Source organism: Nitratidesulfovibrio sp. D1, from assembly GCF_051133415.1.
Taxonomy (GTDB): domain Bacteria; phylum Desulfobacterota; class Desulfovibrionia; order Desulfovibrionales; family Desulfovibrionaceae; genus Cupidesulfovibrio.
The window spans coordinates 1-14,979 of record NZ_JBPGNZ010000011.1 but is presented as its reverse complement, the minus strand read 5'-3'; the positions used below and the strand labels follow the sequence as shown (position 1 = coordinate 14,979).

Annotated in this window: 12 protein-coding genes; 5 read left to right on the top strand and 7 right to left on the bottom strand. The window is 67.5% G+C overall.

Annotation, left to right across the window (positions count from 1 at the left end):
* The first annotated feature begins 460 nt into the window (after positions 1 to 460).
* Positions 461 to 2,269, top strand: a complete 1,809-nt coding sequence (locus tag ACR4XJ_RS16065) for a methyl-accepting chemotaxis protein (protein ID WP_434756158.1) — start codon at positions 461 to 463, stop codon at positions 2,267 to 2,269.
* An 88-nt stretch (positions 2,270 to 2,357) separates the two neighbouring features.
* Here ACR4XJ_RS16065 and ACR4XJ_RS16060 read toward each other — a convergent pair whose 3' ends face one another.
* The 4 genes from ACR4XJ_RS16060 to ACR4XJ_RS16045 form a co-directional block, all read right to left on the bottom strand.
* On the bottom strand, positions 2,358 to 3,524 hold the full coding sequence (locus ACR4XJ_RS16060) for a SufB/SufD family protein (RefSeq protein WP_434756157.1): 1,167 nt from the start codon (positions 3,522 to 3,524) through the stop codon (positions 2,358 to 2,360).
* A 2-nt stretch (positions 3,525 to 3,526) separates the two neighbouring features.
* Positions 3,527 to 4,315, bottom strand: a complete 789-nt coding sequence (locus ACR4XJ_RS16055; RefSeq protein ID WP_434756156.1) for an ABC transporter ATP-binding protein — start codon at positions 4,313 to 4,315, stop codon at positions 3,527 to 3,529.
* Between the two features lie 315 nt (positions 4,316 to 4,630).
* Positions 4,631 to 5,374 carry a rhomboid family intramembrane serine protease gene (locus ACR4XJ_RS16050; RefSeq protein ID WP_434756155.1) on the bottom strand — a complete coding sequence of 248 codons (744 nt, stop codon included), beginning with the start codon at positions 5,372 to 5,374 and terminating at the stop codon, positions 4,631 to 4,633.
* A gap of 11 nt (positions 5,375 to 5,385) precedes the next feature.
* Positions 5,386 to 7,095: a dephospho-CoA kinase gene (locus tag ACR4XJ_RS16045; RefSeq protein WP_434756154.1), complete on the bottom strand. Its 1,710-nt coding sequence runs from the start codon at positions 7,093 to 7,095 to the stop codon at positions 5,386 to 5,388.
* Between the two features lie 109 nt (positions 7,096 to 7,204).
* Between ACR4XJ_RS16045 and upp the strand changes: the two genes are divergently transcribed.
* Positions 7,205 to 7,831: a uracil phosphoribosyltransferase gene (upp, locus tag ACR4XJ_RS16040; protein ID WP_434756153.1), complete on the top strand. Its 627-nt coding sequence runs from the start codon at positions 7,205 to 7,207 to the stop codon at positions 7,829 to 7,831.
* A 170-nt stretch (positions 7,832 to 8,001) separates the two neighbouring features.
* Positions 8,002 to 9,288 carry a uracil permease gene (gene uraA / locus ACR4XJ_RS16035; protein ID WP_434756152.1) on the top strand — a complete coding sequence of 429 codons (1,287 nt, stop codon included), beginning with the start codon at positions 8,002 to 8,004 and terminating at the stop codon, positions 9,286 to 9,288.
* 334 nt (positions 9,289 to 9,622) lie between these two features.
* Here the strand turns inward: uraA and cmk are convergent, their stop codons facing one another.
* Together cmk and hisC are read right to left on the bottom strand one after the other, a co-directional pair.
* Positions 9,623 to 10,363 (bottom strand): (d)CMP kinase, encoded by a 741-nt coding sequence (gene cmk / locus ACR4XJ_RS16030; protein WP_434756151.1) that lies wholly within the window; start codon positions 10,361 to 10,363, stop codon positions 9,623 to 9,625.
* Positions 10,356 to 11,534, bottom strand: a complete 1,179-nt coding sequence (gene hisC, locus ACR4XJ_RS16025; RefSeq protein WP_434756150.1) for a histidinol-phosphate transaminase — start codon at positions 11,532 to 11,534, stop codon at positions 10,356 to 10,358. The genes cmk and hisC overlap by 8 nt, the downstream gene beginning before the upstream one ends.
* A gap of 472 nt (positions 11,535 to 12,006) precedes the next feature.
* Here hisC and ACR4XJ_RS16020 point away from each other — a divergent pair, with 472 nt between their 5' ends.
* Positions 12,007 to 13,344: an NAD(P)/FAD-dependent oxidoreductase gene (locus tag ACR4XJ_RS16020; RefSeq protein WP_434756149.1), complete on the top strand. Its 1,338-nt coding sequence runs from the start codon at positions 12,007 to 12,009 to the stop codon at positions 13,342 to 13,344.
* A gap of 206 nt (positions 13,345 to 13,550) precedes the next feature.
* Here the strand turns inward: ACR4XJ_RS16020 and ACR4XJ_RS16015 are convergent, their stop codons facing one another.
* Positions 13,551 to 13,994, bottom strand: a complete 444-nt coding sequence (locus ACR4XJ_RS16015; RefSeq protein WP_434756148.1) for a universal stress protein — start codon at positions 13,992 to 13,994, stop codon at positions 13,551 to 13,553.
* A gap of 263 nt (positions 13,995 to 14,257) precedes the next feature.
* Between ACR4XJ_RS16015 and ACR4XJ_RS16010 the strand changes: the two genes are divergently transcribed.
* A complete protein-coding gene (locus tag ACR4XJ_RS16010) occupies positions 14,258 to 14,788 on the top strand; it encodes a hypothetical protein (RefSeq protein WP_434756147.1) in 531 nt (176 codons plus the stop codon).
* Positions 14,789 to 14,979: the final 191 nt, after the last annotated feature.

The following is a 14,979-nucleotide window of genomic DNA, read 5'->3' as shown; positions in this document are numbered from 1 at the left end:
GAAGTTAAGCCCTCCATCGCCGATGATACTGCGTATTCGTGCGTGGGAAAGTAGGCCGATGCCAGCACTTTTTCTTTCCGGGAGACGCGCACGCCGCACACTCCCACCGCTTCACGCAAAGGCCCCGGCAGAGCAATCGCCGGGGCCTTCGTGCGTTCACAGGGATGGGGGAGGGGGGCGTTGTCAGAGCCCTTTGGCGGGCGGGAGGGGGATATCTGTGACGATTCCGAGCACCCAGCCTGGGCACAGAGTATGGCGTGTTGTCCGGCGTGGTTTTGCGAGGCGCGGGTCCTCGATCTGCAAGTAAACACTGACAAAAGGTAGGGATAACACTCATTGTCAGAGCGGGCTCTTGGGCTTAGCGTGCCAATATGTCTTTGTACTGACTGTGCGCACGAATTTCTGACCGCCCTGGGGCGGGCAGTCGTATCTCCATCCGTCCTGTTGCCGTGGGGGGAACATGTTCCGCAAGTTTACCATCGCCAAACGCATTTACGCCCTGTTTGCCGTCATGACCCTGTTTCTGGCCGGCATGGCCCTGGGGTTGTACTGGGTGGCGGATCACATCGCCGAGGCGGGCATCGCCACTGCCAAGGACTCGATGCTGTCGGCCGAGAGGAACCGCATCCAGGCGTTGACCCATTCCCTGGCCGTGTCGCTGGGTGACCTGTCCGCCGGACTTGGCGAAGAGGAACAGCGCCAGGTCATTGCCAAGGGGGTCGAGCGGGTGCGCTTCGACGCCGACCAGTCCGGCTACTTCTACGTCTACAAGGGCACGGTGAACGCCGCGCACCCGACGCAGAAGCAGCTTGTGGGCAAGGACCTTGGCGAGACCAAGGACCGCGGGGGGACGTACTACGTACGTGAACTGGCGCGCGTTGCTTCTGCCGGGGGCGGCTTCGTGCCCTTCGTGTTCCCCAAGCCGGGCATGGGCGACCAGCCCAAGCTGGGCTATGCCGAAAGCATTCCCGGCACCCCGTTCTGGGTGGGCACCGGCATTTACCTCGACAATATCCAGGCGGCGGAGGCGCGCGTTGCCGAGTCCATGGAGCAGGTGCGCACCCGCGAGGTGTTGTACACCTATGCCGTGGTGCTGGGGCTGCTGTTGTTCGTGGGGTTGCCCGTGGCCTACCTGCTGGCCCGGTCCATCGTGCTGCCGCTGCGTGAGGCCACCCGCACCGCGCAGGACATCGCGGCGGGCGACCTGGACCGGCATATCGCCGTGGAAGGCGAGGACGAGGTGTCCGCGTTGCAGTCGGCCCTGGACGTCATGGTCACCACCCTGCGCGGCAACATCGAGCGCATGGGCGCTCAGCAGGAGGAAGCCCGCCGCCTGGCCGAGAGCGCCAGCGAGGCCGCCTGCCGCGCGGACGAGCAGGCGTGCGCCGCGCTCGCCTCCAAGGAGGGGATGCTGGAGGCTTCCGAGCGGTTGCAACGCATGACCGAGGACCTTGCCGTCTCCGCGCGTGAACTGGCCAGCCGCTCGGCCACCTTGTCCGATGGGTCGCGCTCGCAGGTCACCCGCGTGGCCGAAACCGCCACCGCCATGGAGCAGATGAACGCCTCGGTCATGGACGTGGCCCGCAGCGCCGCCGCTGCCGCGCGCGAGACGGAGACCTCGCGCGAGCGTGCCCGCCAGGGTGCGGAGGCCGTCAGCGCCACCATGGACGCCATGGGCGAGTTGCGCGGCCTTGCCGAAACCCTGCACGAGAACATGCGCAGGCTGGGCGGCCAGTCCGAGGCCATCGGCACCGTCATGAGCGTCATCAACGACATCGCGGACCAGACCAACCTGCTGGCCCTCAACGCCGCCATCGAGGCGGCCCGCGCGGGTGACGCCGGGCGCGGCTTTGCCGTGGTGGCGGACGAGGTGCGCAAGCTGGCCGAAAAGACCATGAACGCCACCCGCGAAGTGGGCGAGACCATCAAGGGCATCCAGTCGCTGACCGAGGCCAACGCCCGCAGCATGGACGATTCGCTGCGGGCCATGGAACTGGCCGAGCGCCGCTCCGCCGATTCCGGCGAGGTGTTGCGCGGCATTCTGGATATGGCCGTGCACGTCACCGGACAGGTCCAGGCCATCGCCGCCGCCGCCGAAGAGCAGTCCGCCGCGTCGGAACAGATCACCCGCAGCCTGACGCAGGTGGACGGGATCGCCCGCGACAACGGCCGCCTGGTCACCGAGGAGGACAAGGAAATCCGCCACCTCGGGCGCATGGCCGAAGACCTGCGCGGCCTGGTGGCGGAATTGCAGCGCAAGGCCGGGTAGCCGGGCCTTGCTACGTCGCACGAAAAACGGCCCCGGCAGCATGCAGCTGCCGGGGCCGTGTCGTTTCCGGGTGGCGCGACGCCGGTACTTACATGGCGTCGCTGGCGTCCAACTGGTTGATCTGGTCTTCCACGGCCTGTTCCAGTTCGCGGGGCAGGCCCATGATGTCCACGTTCAGGAAGCCGCGCACGATGGTCGAGGTGGCTTCGTCCTCGTCCAGCCCGCGCGCCATGAGGTATTCGATCTCTTCCTGGGCAATCTTGCCGACGGCCGCCTCATGCGACAGTTCCACGCCGTCCACGGTGCCTTCCAGTTCCGGAATGGCGTGGATGATGCCGTTGCCCAGGATCAGGCCCTTGCACTCCAGGTGGCCGCGCGCGGGCACCTGGTAGGCCCCGATGTGCCCCCGGTTGATGATGGTGCCGCCGGTGGTCATGGTGCGGGCGATGATTTCGCCGCGCGTGTCCGGAGCGTTGAGCAGGATGCGGTTGCCCGTGTCCACGTACGAGCCTTCCGGCGCCACGATGACCGAGTTGAACCGCGCCACCGACCCGCGCCCGGCCAGGGTGAGGGTGGGGTACATTTGCAGGTCCTTCACGGGCTTGAGCAACACGTAGTTGTTCACCAGCACCGCATCTTCCTCGAGCATGCCGGCGGAACGCGGGCGTACCGCCGTGTCTTCGCCCCAGTTGTGGATCATGGTGAAGGTGAGCTTGCCGCCCTTGTGCACGAAGAATTCGGAGATGCCCAGGTGCGCGGCCTCGCGCGTGCCGTGGGCCGTGGCGCAGCCGGTGATGATGTGCATCTCCGCGCCTTCTTCCACGATGACCACGTTGTGCACGTTCTGGCCCACGCCGTTGCCCTTGATGAACAGGCACGACTGCACGGGCGCTTCTATCCTGGCCCCCTTGCGGGCGCGGATGAAGTAGCCGCCGTGCAGGTGTTCCGCCGCCGCGCGGGTGTATTCGTCGCGGTTGGGGTCCACCATCTTCCAGAAGTATTGCGGCAGGCCGTCGTACAGTTTGAGGGCCTGCTTGATGTCCAGCAGTTCCAGCCCTTCCTGGGTGGACTTGCAGTGCACGCCGCTGTGGTTCATGTGCATGAACGAGCCGCTGCGCTCCTTGGCGTTCACGTCGATGCCCGCGTACAGCAGCCGCTTGCGGTCGAATTCGTCCAGGGTGGAAAGGTCGGGGATGGTTTCGGCCTGCGCGCCGTCGAAGCTGAAGCGCGTAAGGTCCACGTTGCGGTAACCCATGGCTACAGCGCCTCCTTGATCTGGCCGAGCGATGCGTCGCTGTCGAGGCAGCGCAGGCATTCCTGGTAGCCGTACTTGCTGACGTGGTCGAGAATGTCGCCGGGCCGCGCCTCGCAGCACAGGTGGCCGTCGTACATCACCTGGCCCCGGTCGGCGTTGACGTATTCGAGGATGTAGCCGGTGTGGGTGATGATCAGGCCCGCGGTCTTGCAGCGGGCCTTCTGCTGCTTCATGGAGCAGGACGCCGGGGGCATGCCGTCCAGCAACTGGCGGGCGGTCTGGCCGATAAGGGCCATGTTCTCCAGGTCCACGCCCGATTCCGGCTCGTCGAACAGCACCAGGTCCGGCCGCTGGGCCATGAGCTGGAGCATTTCCGAGCGCTTGATCTCGCCGCCGGAGAACCCGGCGTTGACGTCGCGCTCCAGGAAGCGGTCGAAGTTCACCTTGCGGGCCAGGTCGTCCACGTCCACCTCGCGCTCTCGGGCGCACATCTTCACCAGATGGCCGGTCTTCAGGCCGTGGATGGTGGGCGGGCGCTGGAACGACATGCCCATGCCCAGGCGCGCGCGCTCGTACATGGGGGCGTTGGTGATGTCCTGCCCCTTGAACAGGATCTGGCCCTGGGTGACGGTATAGTTGGCGAAGCCCATGAGGGTCATGAGCAGGGTGGTCTTGCCGGAGCCGTTGGGACCGAACAGGATGAAGGTCTCGCCGGCTTCTATCTTGAGATCGATGCCTTTCAGAACCTCTACGTCGCCGATGCAGACGTGCAGGTCGCGTATTTCGAGCATGATGGACCCCTTGCGATGTTTTGCGCGATGCGCTGCCCGGCCGCCTGCCGTTCGCCGTGGCGAGAGCAGGGGAATGCGGACGGAAACGGCGCGAGCCGCCGCGCGGCAGCCCGAAACTTATGCGGCATACCCCCCGGTAAGTCAATGCGTGGAACCCTGCGGAAAACGTGAGGAAGCACTCGCAACCTGACGGAATGGCGGGCGGAAAGGCGGGAGGAGGGGCGGCGCGTGGGCGCCGGACCGGCCGGGCGGGACTGGGAACGTGATTGGGGAAGTGATTGGGACGTGATTGGGCCGGGCCGGGCGGCTGGGCCGTTACTCCTCCGGGTCGTGCGGCGCGCGGATGACGCCCCGGCCCCGCCCCTCCGGAAAGTGGCAGTAGTAGCAGCGGCCCTTTTGGCGGAACAGCGGCAGCAGTACGAACCCCGCCATGAATCCGCCCAGATGCGCCCACCACGCGATGCCCGCGCCGTCGCCGCCCAGCGTGGTCAGTCCGGAGAGCAGTTGCGTGAGGAACCAGATGCCCAGATAGACCACGGCGGGCAGGTCGAAGATCAGCGGGATGAACAGCAGCGGCACCAGCGTGGTCACCCGCGCGTGGGGATACAGCAGGAAGTACGCCCCCAGCACCCCGGCGATGGCCCCGGACGCCCCCACCACCGGCACCGTGGACGAGGCGGAGAAGACCATGTGCGTCAGCAGCGCCGCCAGTCCGCACGTCAGGTAGAAGATCATGAAGCGCAACGGCCCCATGACGTCCTCGATGTTGTCGCCGAAGATCCACAGCGTCCACATGTTCACCAGAAAGTGGCCCCAGCCGCCGTGCAGGAACATGTGGGTGACGAAGGCGATAACGCCCCCCGGCGGATAGCCGGAGGTCAGCGCCCAGTCCGGATGGGCGAAGCGGGCGGGCACCACCCCCATGAAGTGGAACAGGCGCAGGGTTTCGCCCGGGGTCAGCGTCTGCTGCCACAGGAACACCGCCAGATTGGCGGCAAGGATGCACCACACCGCCCATGGGGTGTGCACGCGGGGAATGGTGTCGCGCAGGGGGAACATGCGCTAGCGTCTCATGCCTGCCACAGCGAGGCAAGGTGATCGGACAGACGGGCGTCCCGCGCGGCGCGCAGGCGGGCCAGTTCGGCCAGCAGTCCGCGCGTCCGGCGGGCCAGGTCTTCCGGCGTGCCGGAATTGTCCACCACCAGATGGCAGGCGCGCATCTTGTCCGCCTCGGGCCATTGCCAGGACTCCATGGCGGCGACCATGTCCGGCGGCCAGCCGCGATGGGTTTCCAGCCGCCGCGCCCGTTCGGCGAAGGGGCAGTGCACCCCGACCAACAACACATTGGGCAGCACGCCGGACATGGCGGCGGTGTCGCGGCTCCCGGCCTTCCAGCCCGCCTCCAGGAACAGCGGCACCTCGGCCACGGCCACGGGCGCGCCCGCCGCCTCTGCCCGCGCGAAGAATTCGTTCATGTCGTGCCGGGCCAGCGGGTGGATCATCTCCTCCACCTCGCGGCGCAGGGCGGCGTCCGTGCGCATGGCTTCGAACAGGGCGCGCTTGTCCACCGGTCCGGCGGGGTCGGGCACGAAGCGCTCGCCGTAGCGGCCGCGCAGCAGGTGGTGCCCGCCGCCGCCCGGCTCGTACAGCCGGGCCACGGCCGCGTCGGCGCTCCACACCGGCAGGCCCGCCTCGCCCGACTGGCCCCTCTCGCCAAGCAGGCGCATCAGGGCAGACTTGCCGCACCCCGGCGACCCGGTGACCACCACCCGCTGCATGCGCCGTGACAAGCGCAGGGCCAGCGCGGCGAAGTCTGGCGGGGGCGGGCAGGTGAAGTGCATGTCCGCCCCCGTTTCCGGGTGGCGGAAGGACAGCCGCCAGGCGTGCAGCATCTGACGCGGGGGAAATTCCGGCAGATCGCAACCGCCGGGTGGCGCGGTTTCCGCCGGGCCGTACACCGCGTCCTGCCACAGGGGGTGGCCCAGGTGGGCCATGTGCACTCGTATTTGGTGGGTGCGCCCGGTGAAGATGCGCACCGCCACCAGGGCGAAACGGCCGCCGGGGTCGGCCAGCAGCACCCGCCATGCCGAACGGGCGGGCTTGCCGCCCCGGTTTTCCGGCACCACGGCCATCTTCACCTTGTGCAGCGGGTGGCGGCCGATGGGCGCGTCGATGTCGCCCTTTGCCGAGGGCACGCCGTGCACCAGGGCAAGGTATTCCTTGTGCACTTCGCGCTCGGCGAAGGCGTGCGACAGTTCCAGGCGTACCGCCTCGGTCAGGGCCACCAGCAGGAGGCCGCTGGTGGCCTTGTCGATGCGGTGCACGATGCCGGGGCGGAAGCCTTCCTGCGCGGCAAGTTCGGGAAAGTGGCGCACCAGCCGGTGCACCAGCGTGCCGTCCGGACAGCTGGGACAGGGGTGCACGGTGAGCCCGGCGGGCTTGTCCAGCACGGCGATGGCCGCGTCGCGGTACAACACGGCCAGTTCGCCTTCCTCGGGCGTGACCCTGGCGGCGGGCACGGCCAGCGCCAGGGTGACCGTCTGGCCCGGCTCCACACGGGTGCTGGGCACGGTGCAGGCGCGGCCCCGCACCGTGGCGGCGCCGTCGCGGATGGCCCGCTTGACCTTCTCGCGCGAGACGGCGTCGCCGTGGCCGTCCTCTTCGCGCAGGGCGGCCATGGCGTCACCCAGGAAGCGGTCCAGCCGCTGTCCGGCGTGCTCGGGGCCGACGGTGAAGGAATGGGTGTGCGTTTCGGCCGGGGGGTGCGGTGGATTCGACATGTTTGGCAACGGTTGTGCTTTCGCTTGACCGACGGGGGCGTGTTTTTTACAACCTGTGCGTTTGGGGGGCAAGCGCCCCCGCTCACCGAGACAGACAAGGAGACCTATCGTGGCCGTTACCGTGGTGAATCATCCGCTGGTCAAGCACAAGCTGGGCATCCTGCGCCAGCACGACGTGCCGGTAAGCGAGTTCCGGGCCATTTCCAACGAAATATGCCGCCTGCTTACCTACGAGGCCACCAAGGACCTCGAAACGGAGAAGGTTACCATACAGGGGTGGGCCGGGCCTGTCGAGGTGGAGCAGATCCGCGGCAAGAAGATCACCGTGGTGCCCATCCTGCGCGCCGGGCTCGGCATGCTGGACGGTCTGCTGGACATGATCCCGGGCGCCAAGGTCAGCGTCGTGGGCATGTTCCGCAACGAAGAGACCCTTGAGCCGGTGAAGTACTACGTGAAGCTGGCCAAGAACATCGAAGAGCGCATGGCCATCATCATCGACCCCATGCTGGCCACCGGCGGCACCCTGAATGCCACCATCGACCTCTTGAAGGAAGCGGGCTGCCCGCAGATCAAGGGCCTGTTCTTGGTGGCCGCGCCGGAAGGCATCAAGAAGGTCACCGACCGCCACCCCGACGTGGACATCTACGTGGCGGGCGTGGACGAGCGGCTCAACGAGCACGGTTACATCCTGCCCGGCCTCGGCGACGCGGGCGACAAGATATTCGGCACCAAATAGGGCGCACCACGGGGCGGGACAGCAAATGTCCCGCCCTTTTTGCGAGGGGCCTCGCCGCCCCTTTCCTGCATGACGTCAGGGCGGTTGCCCGAACCGCGCCGCGCAACGGCCCCGCGCCCGCGCGCCGCGCGGCATGCACACACCACATCAGCACTTTTCCGGAGAGGGCAATGGCCAGAAAGACCATCCAGGTGGAGGAAAAGGTACCGTTTCTTCAGGGCATTCCCCTGAGCTTCCAGCACCTTTTCGCAATGTTCGGGGCGTCCGTTCTGGTGCCCACCCTGTTCAAGATCGACCCGGCCATCGTGCTGCTGATGAACGGCATCGGCACCCTGATCTATCTCGTGCTGTGCAAGGGCAAGGCCCCGGCCTTCCTGGGGTCCAGCTTCGCCTTCCTGTCGCCGGTGTTCGTGGTGCTGGGGGCCGACCAGGCCATGTGGGGGGCCAACTATTCCTACGCGCTGGGCGGGTTCATCGCCTCGGGCTGCATCTTCATCGCCGTGGCCCTGATCATCTGGAAGTTCGGCCCGGAATGGATCGGCGTGGTGCTGCCGCCCGCCACCATGGGCCCCATCGTGGCCCTGATCGGCCTCGAACTGGCCGGGGTGGCCACCGGCATGGCCGGGGTCATGCCCGACGCCACCGGCGCGTACAACACCACCGCCATCATCATCTCCATGACCACCCTGCTCACCGTGGCCTTCGGCTCGGTGCTGTTCAAGGGCTTCATGGCCATCATCCCCGTGCTGACCGGCATCGCCGTGGGCTACGCGGTGTCCATCGTCCTTGGCGCGGTGAACTTCGCGGGCGTGGCCGCCGCCCCCGTGCTGGCCACCCCCACCGTGTACGTGCCCAAGTTCGACTTCAACACCATCCTGATCATCATCCCCGCCGCGCTGGTGGTCATTTCCGAGCACATCGGCCACCTGGTGGTCACCGGCAACATCGTGGAACGCGACCTGACCCGCGACCCCGGCCTGCACCGCTCGCTCATGGGCGACGGCGTGTCCACCGTGCTCTCCGGCTTCTTCGGCTCGGTGCCCACCACCACCTACGGCGAGAATATCGGCGTCATGGCCATCACCCGCGTGTATTCCGTGTGGGTCATCGGCGGTGCCGCCGTCATCTCCATCCTGCTGGCCTTCGTGGGCAAGCTGTCCGCGCTCATCCAGTCCATTCCCACCCCGGTCATGGGCGGCATCTGCATCCTGCTCTTCGGGGTCATCGCCGCCTCGGGCATCCGCATGCTGGTGGAGTCGCGCGTGGACTACTCCAAGCCCGCCAACCTCACCCTGACCGCCATCGTGTTCATCACCGGCATCAGCGGCGTGCCCGTGCAGATCGGCTCGGTGCAGCTCAAGGGCATGGCCCTCGCCACCGTGGTGGGCATGGTCCTTTCGCTGATTTTCCACGTGCTGGACCGCAGCGGGGTGGCGAGTCCGCAAACGGATTTATAAGAGTATTTGGGGATAATCGGGGGAAGGAACCTTTTGGAAAAGGTTCCTTCCCCCGAACCCCCATCCTCCTAAACTTTTCATTTGGTCTGTTGCATCCCTGTCGCGGTAACGCGGCGGGGATGCTTTTTAAGGGGATCCGGCAGAGGTGAGCATGGCGGTAGCGCCGTTTGGGGTACTTGCCAACATGTTCCCCCCAAAACGGGGGTGCAGGGGGCTATCGCCCCCTGCCCGCCGGAGGCATACAAAAAACGGCCCCCTGTACTGAAACCGGCCCGCGCTTCGTAAGAAGCGCGGGCCGGTTTCAGTACAGGCCGGAGGGAAAACCGGATGGGGGCTACAACCCGCCGCGTGCGGCGATGTGCCGGGCAAGTTCGGCGAACACGCCGTCGATGTCGAGGTTGGTGGTGTCCACCCGCACGGCGTCGTCGGCGGGGCGCAGCGGGGCTACGGCGCGGTTGCGGTCCATGTCGTCGCGTTCGCGGATCTGGGCGGCGATGGTGGCGAGGTCGGCGGGCTGGCCCTGCGCTTCCAGTTGCAGGCAGCGGCGGCGGGCGCGTTCCTCTGGTGTGGCGTCCAGGAAGAACTTGTGGCGGGCCGTGGGAAACACCACGGTGCCCATGTCGCGGCCTTCCACCACCAGGGCGCAGGAGGCCCCAAGCGCCTGCTGCGCGGCCTTCAGCCGTTCGCGGACAACCGGGATGGTGGCGATGCGCGAGGCCAGGGCGGCCACCTCCTCGGTGCGGATTTCCTCTCCCACGGGCACGCCGTTGCAGGACAGCACGGAGGCCCCGCCCGCGCCGGACAGCGCAAAGAGGAAGTCATCCAATCGGGCGCGCAGGTCGCCTTCCGGCAGTTCATGCGCGCCGGAGCCCAGCTTCCAGGCCAGGGTGCGGAACATGGCCCCGGTGTCCAGGTAGGCCACGCCCAGCGCGTCGGCCAGCCGTTTGGCCAGGGTGGTCTTGCCCACGCCCGCCGGGCCGTCCAGCGTGACGACTGGAACGGTGGGGGGGGCCGCAGGGGACGCGGTGGACGAAGCGTTGGCGGCCTTGGAACAGGCGCGGCACGTATCAGGCATGGGACATGATCTCCCCGGCCGCCTTCAGGAACGCCGCGTTCTCGTCCGGGCTGCCCACGCTGACGCGCAAGAGGTCGGGCAGGCCATAACTTTTCAGCGGACGGATGATGATGCCGCGCCGCAGCAGTTCTTCGAACAGATGCGCAGCGTCACACGCCGGACGGAACATCAGGAAGTTGGCCTTGCTGGGGTACACGTGGCAGCCCAGAACGGTCAGCCCCGCCGTCAGCGCGTCGCGCCCCTCGGCGGTCACGCGCAGGGTTTCGGCGCGGAACACGTCGTCCGCCAGCGCGGCCATGCCCGCCTCTTCGGCCAGGATGTTCACGCTGAACGGCAGCCGAACCCGGCGCAGGTAGTCGGCCAGTTGCACGGGCAGGATGCCGTAGCCAAGGCGCAGCCCGGCCAGCCCAAAACTTTTGGAAAAAGTGCGCAGCACGGCCAGGTTGGGGAATTCGTCGATGCGGGAAAGCAGCGAGTGGGCCGCCTCGTCGCCGCAGAAGTCCATGTACGCTTCGTCCACCACCAGCAGGCAGCCGGGGGGCAGGGCGCGGGCCAGCCGTTCCAGGTCGGCCACGGGCGGGCAGAAGCCCGAGGGGTTGTCCGGCGTGGTCACGAAGACCACGGCGGTGGCGTCGTCCACCAGCGCCAGCAGGCCGTCCCAGTCGAAGGAAAAATCCGCCGCCAGCGGAGCCTGCCGGAACTCCACGCCCGCCAGGCGGGTCTGCAACTCGTAGATGCTGAAGCACGGATTGAACGCCACCACGTTGTGCACGCCCGGCACGGCCCGCACCCGCACGATGAGGTCGATGATCTCGTCCGAGCCGTTGCCCGCCACCACGCGCTCCGCAGGCACGCCGTGGTGCGCCGCGATGGCCGCCGTCAGGCGCGGGTTGCCCGACTGGGCGTAGCGGAAGGCCAGATCCGCCTTGTGGCGCAGGGTGTGCCGCACCACCGGCGAGGTGCCCAGCGGATTCTCGTTGCTGGCCAGCTTGATGACGTGGGCGAGGCCGTACCTGGCGCGGATTTCGTCGATGGACAGGCCGGGGGTGTACGGCTTGAACCCGCATACCTCGGGGCGCACGGCGTCGGGCGAGGCGAGCGGGACACCGGCGGGGGCGCGCGTGTCGGCGCCAGTCGCGCCGGACTTGTCGGCTGATTTGACGGCACACATGGGAGGGACGTGCTCCTTCGTTGGGCGCGCGGCGGGGCGGGGTGCGCCCGCCGTCGCGGAAGACCCATCAGATAGTCCAAGGCGCACGCACAGCGCAAGGGGCGTGGCGGAGCGTGCGCCCGGTCTCGCGTCGGGCGCGTCCCTTCGCCACGCCCCTTGCCGTCGCCCGCCGTGTGCGTATATCGTGAAGAATGGCCTTGGGGCTGTTTCTAACTTGTCCTTTCGCCCGTTGGCTTCGTCAAACTTCGCCTGCCATGTCGGTCGAATACGATAAGAGTACGCGTTGCGGTCGCCATCCGTAAGGCTCGCAAGCTCGCCTAACGGCTGCCGCACTCCCTCATGACAGGCTCGTTTTCCTTGCCAACGAACGAAAATCCTAAGTTGGAAGCAGCCCCGTACACCTGCGCATGGCCGCAGGACGGCCCGTCATTTTCCATCGGCCACACCCAGGACAGCACACACGGAGGCGGACATGATCGGCCGGAACGATACGGACAGGTTCGCACGCGGCGCAGGCAGGCCCCGCGTGGTCATCGTGGGGGGCGGCTTCGGCGGGTTGTGGGCGGCGCGGCGTCTGGCGCGTTCGGGCCGGGTGGACGTGGTGCTGGTGGACCGCAACAACTACCACACCTTCCTGCCGCTGCTGTACCAGGTGGCGGCGGCCGAGATAGAGCCGGAGCAGATCGCCTATCCCCTGCGCGGGGTGTTCCGGAAGCAGCGGCGGGTCAGCGTGGCGCTGGCGGACGTGCACGGCGTGGACGCGGCCCGGCGCGTGCTGCATACCGACGGGCCGGACATTCCCTACGACCATCTTATCCTGGCGCCGGGCAGCCTCACCTCGTTCTTCGGAGTGCCGGGCGCGGCGGAAAATGCCTATACCCTGAAATCTCTGGAGGATGCGGTGCGCCTGCGCAACCACATCCTGGCCTGCTTCGAGCGCGCCAGCCTGACCGAAGACCCAGACCGGCGCGCCGCGCTGCTCACCTTCACCGTGGTGGGCGGCGGCCCCACCGGGGTGGAGTTCGCCGGGGCGCTGGCGGAACTGGTGCGCACCCCGCTGGCCCGCGATTTTCCGGAACTGGCGGGCAGGACGCCCCCGCGCATCGTGCTGCTGGAGGCGGCCGACGGCCTGTTGACCGGCTTTCCCGAGCAGTTGCGCACCTACGCCCGCGACCGGCTGGCCCTGATGGGGGTGGAGGTGCGCACCAAGGCCGGGGTGGCCGAGGTGGACCCCACAAGCGTGCGCCTGGGCGACGGCATGCGCATCGCCACCTGCACCGTGGCCTGGACGGCCGGGGTGCGCGGGCACGATGTGGCCGCCGCCATGGGCCTGCCCGTGGGCCGGGGCGGCCGGGTGCCGGTGCTGCCCACCCTGCAGGTGGACGGGCACCCGGAAATCCACGTGGTGGGCGACCTTTCCCTGCCCGAGGGGCAGAACCCGCCCATGATCGCCCCCAACGCCACCCAGCAGGGCCGCCACGCGGCGGCCAACGTGCTGCGCCTGCTCAAGGGCGGCAGGGCCAAGCCCTTCCGCTACCGCGACAAGGGGGCCATGGCCACCATCGGGCGGCAGGCGGCGGTGGTGCGGCTGGGGCGCTTCGCCTTTTCCGGGCTGTGGGCGTGGGTGCTGTGGCTGTTCGTGCACCTGGCCTACCTGATCGGCTTCCGAAACCGGCTGTTCGTGCTGGTGAACTGGGCCTGGGACTACCTGTTCTTCGAACGGTCGGTGCGGCTCATCCTGCCGCGCGTGGCCATGGACGACGCGGTGTGCGAGGCTCCTTCGGAGGTGGCGGATTCCGCCGGGACGTAGGCGTCACCACGGCAGGCCGGCCACATGTGGCCCCGGCATGGCGGTGAAGGAATGCGAAAAGGGCCGCCGCGAACTGTTCGCGGCGGCCCCCTGTCTTGCTTCTTTCGCCGCCACCGGAGGCGTCAGACGGCCCCGGAAGGTGCGGGGCATGCGCCCCGGAACCACGCGGCCCGAAGTTATGCGGCCCGGAGTTATGCGGCCCGGAATTACGCGGAAGGACGGATGGTCAGCACCGGCTGGCGGGCGCTCTTAACCACCTTTTCCGCCACGGAGCCGAACAGGATGCGGTCCAGGCCCTTGCGGCCGTGGGTGCCCATGATGATCACGTCCGCACCTTCCTTGTCCGCGACGCCCAGGATTTCCTCGGCCGCGTAGCCGGTGACGATGCGGCCCTCGGCCTTGATGCCCGGAAAATTCTCGGACACGAACGATTCCATGGCCTTTTCCGCGCCGGAAACGATCTCGCCCACGAAGTTCTCGATGGAGTTCGGCGGCACGTGGAAGCCCACGTACTGGCTCAGCGAGGGAGCGGCGTACAGCACCACCACCGACCCGCCGGTCAGCCTGGCGAGAGAGGCGGCATATTCGGCGACATCCTTGCTGTGCTCGGAAAAGTCCACGGCGCAGAGAATCTTTTTGAAGTCCTTCATGGTGTTCCTCCCAGGTTTCGGGTTCCGTGCCCCTCGCGGGGCCGGGTGGCAGTCTGAACCTCTTCGTATACTTACAGTATGCTTTGAGGGCGAAATAGACAAGGGCCGATTTGATGCGTAGTGTCTCCCGTGGGCAAGCCGTGCCGCCCGGCAGCTTTTTCCCGCCCCTTGCACGGGTGCGTTGCTGGAATTCCGGGTGGTTGCGCGCACAAGCCCCGTGGCAGGGTTCTTGCTTGGACACGGGCGTACCCTGCATGCACGACATGCGCTACATCCCTGACATGGGGGACGTCATGAAGATCGGCACGGAACAACTGGAGGCCCTGCAACGGCAGGAGCAGACGCAACGGAAGACCACCGGCGGCGCCAGCGCTGCCGGCGACTTCGGCGCGCTGCTCTCGCAGGAGCTGGCGGGCGCCGAGGCCGCGCAGTCCGCCGCGCCGGTGGCGCCGCCGGGGGCCGCGGGCATCGACCCGCTGCTCATGGCCTCGTCCACGGGTAACGTGGACGCCGCCTCCGCGGACGCGACCGGCCTCGACCAGGCCATGGCGCAACTGGACGGACTGCTGAACAACTGGGAGGCCTATGCCCGCGAACTGGGGCAGGGGGCGTCTTCCGGCGGGCTGCGCGGCGCCTATTCGATGCTGCAAGGCATCGACAGTTCGCTGCGCGACCTCAAGCAGGCCATGCCCAACCTTTCCGACCACGAAGGGCTCGCGGCCGTGGTCAATGAACTCGAAGTGATGGCCGCCACGGAGAAGTTCAAGTTCAACAGGGGCGACTACGCCTCGTAGGGCAAACCATTCTTTTTCCCGCTGGCACAGGACGTGCGGCCGGGACAGGGCATGACAGAGCGGCACGACGCCGCGCCTTCGGGCGCGGCGTTTTTTTGTATGTAGAAAACCCCGCGCTATGCGCGGGGTTCTCGTATGCTTACAGCTATGGTGGTGTAAGAAAAACTCCTTTTGATTTGTTATGGAAGACC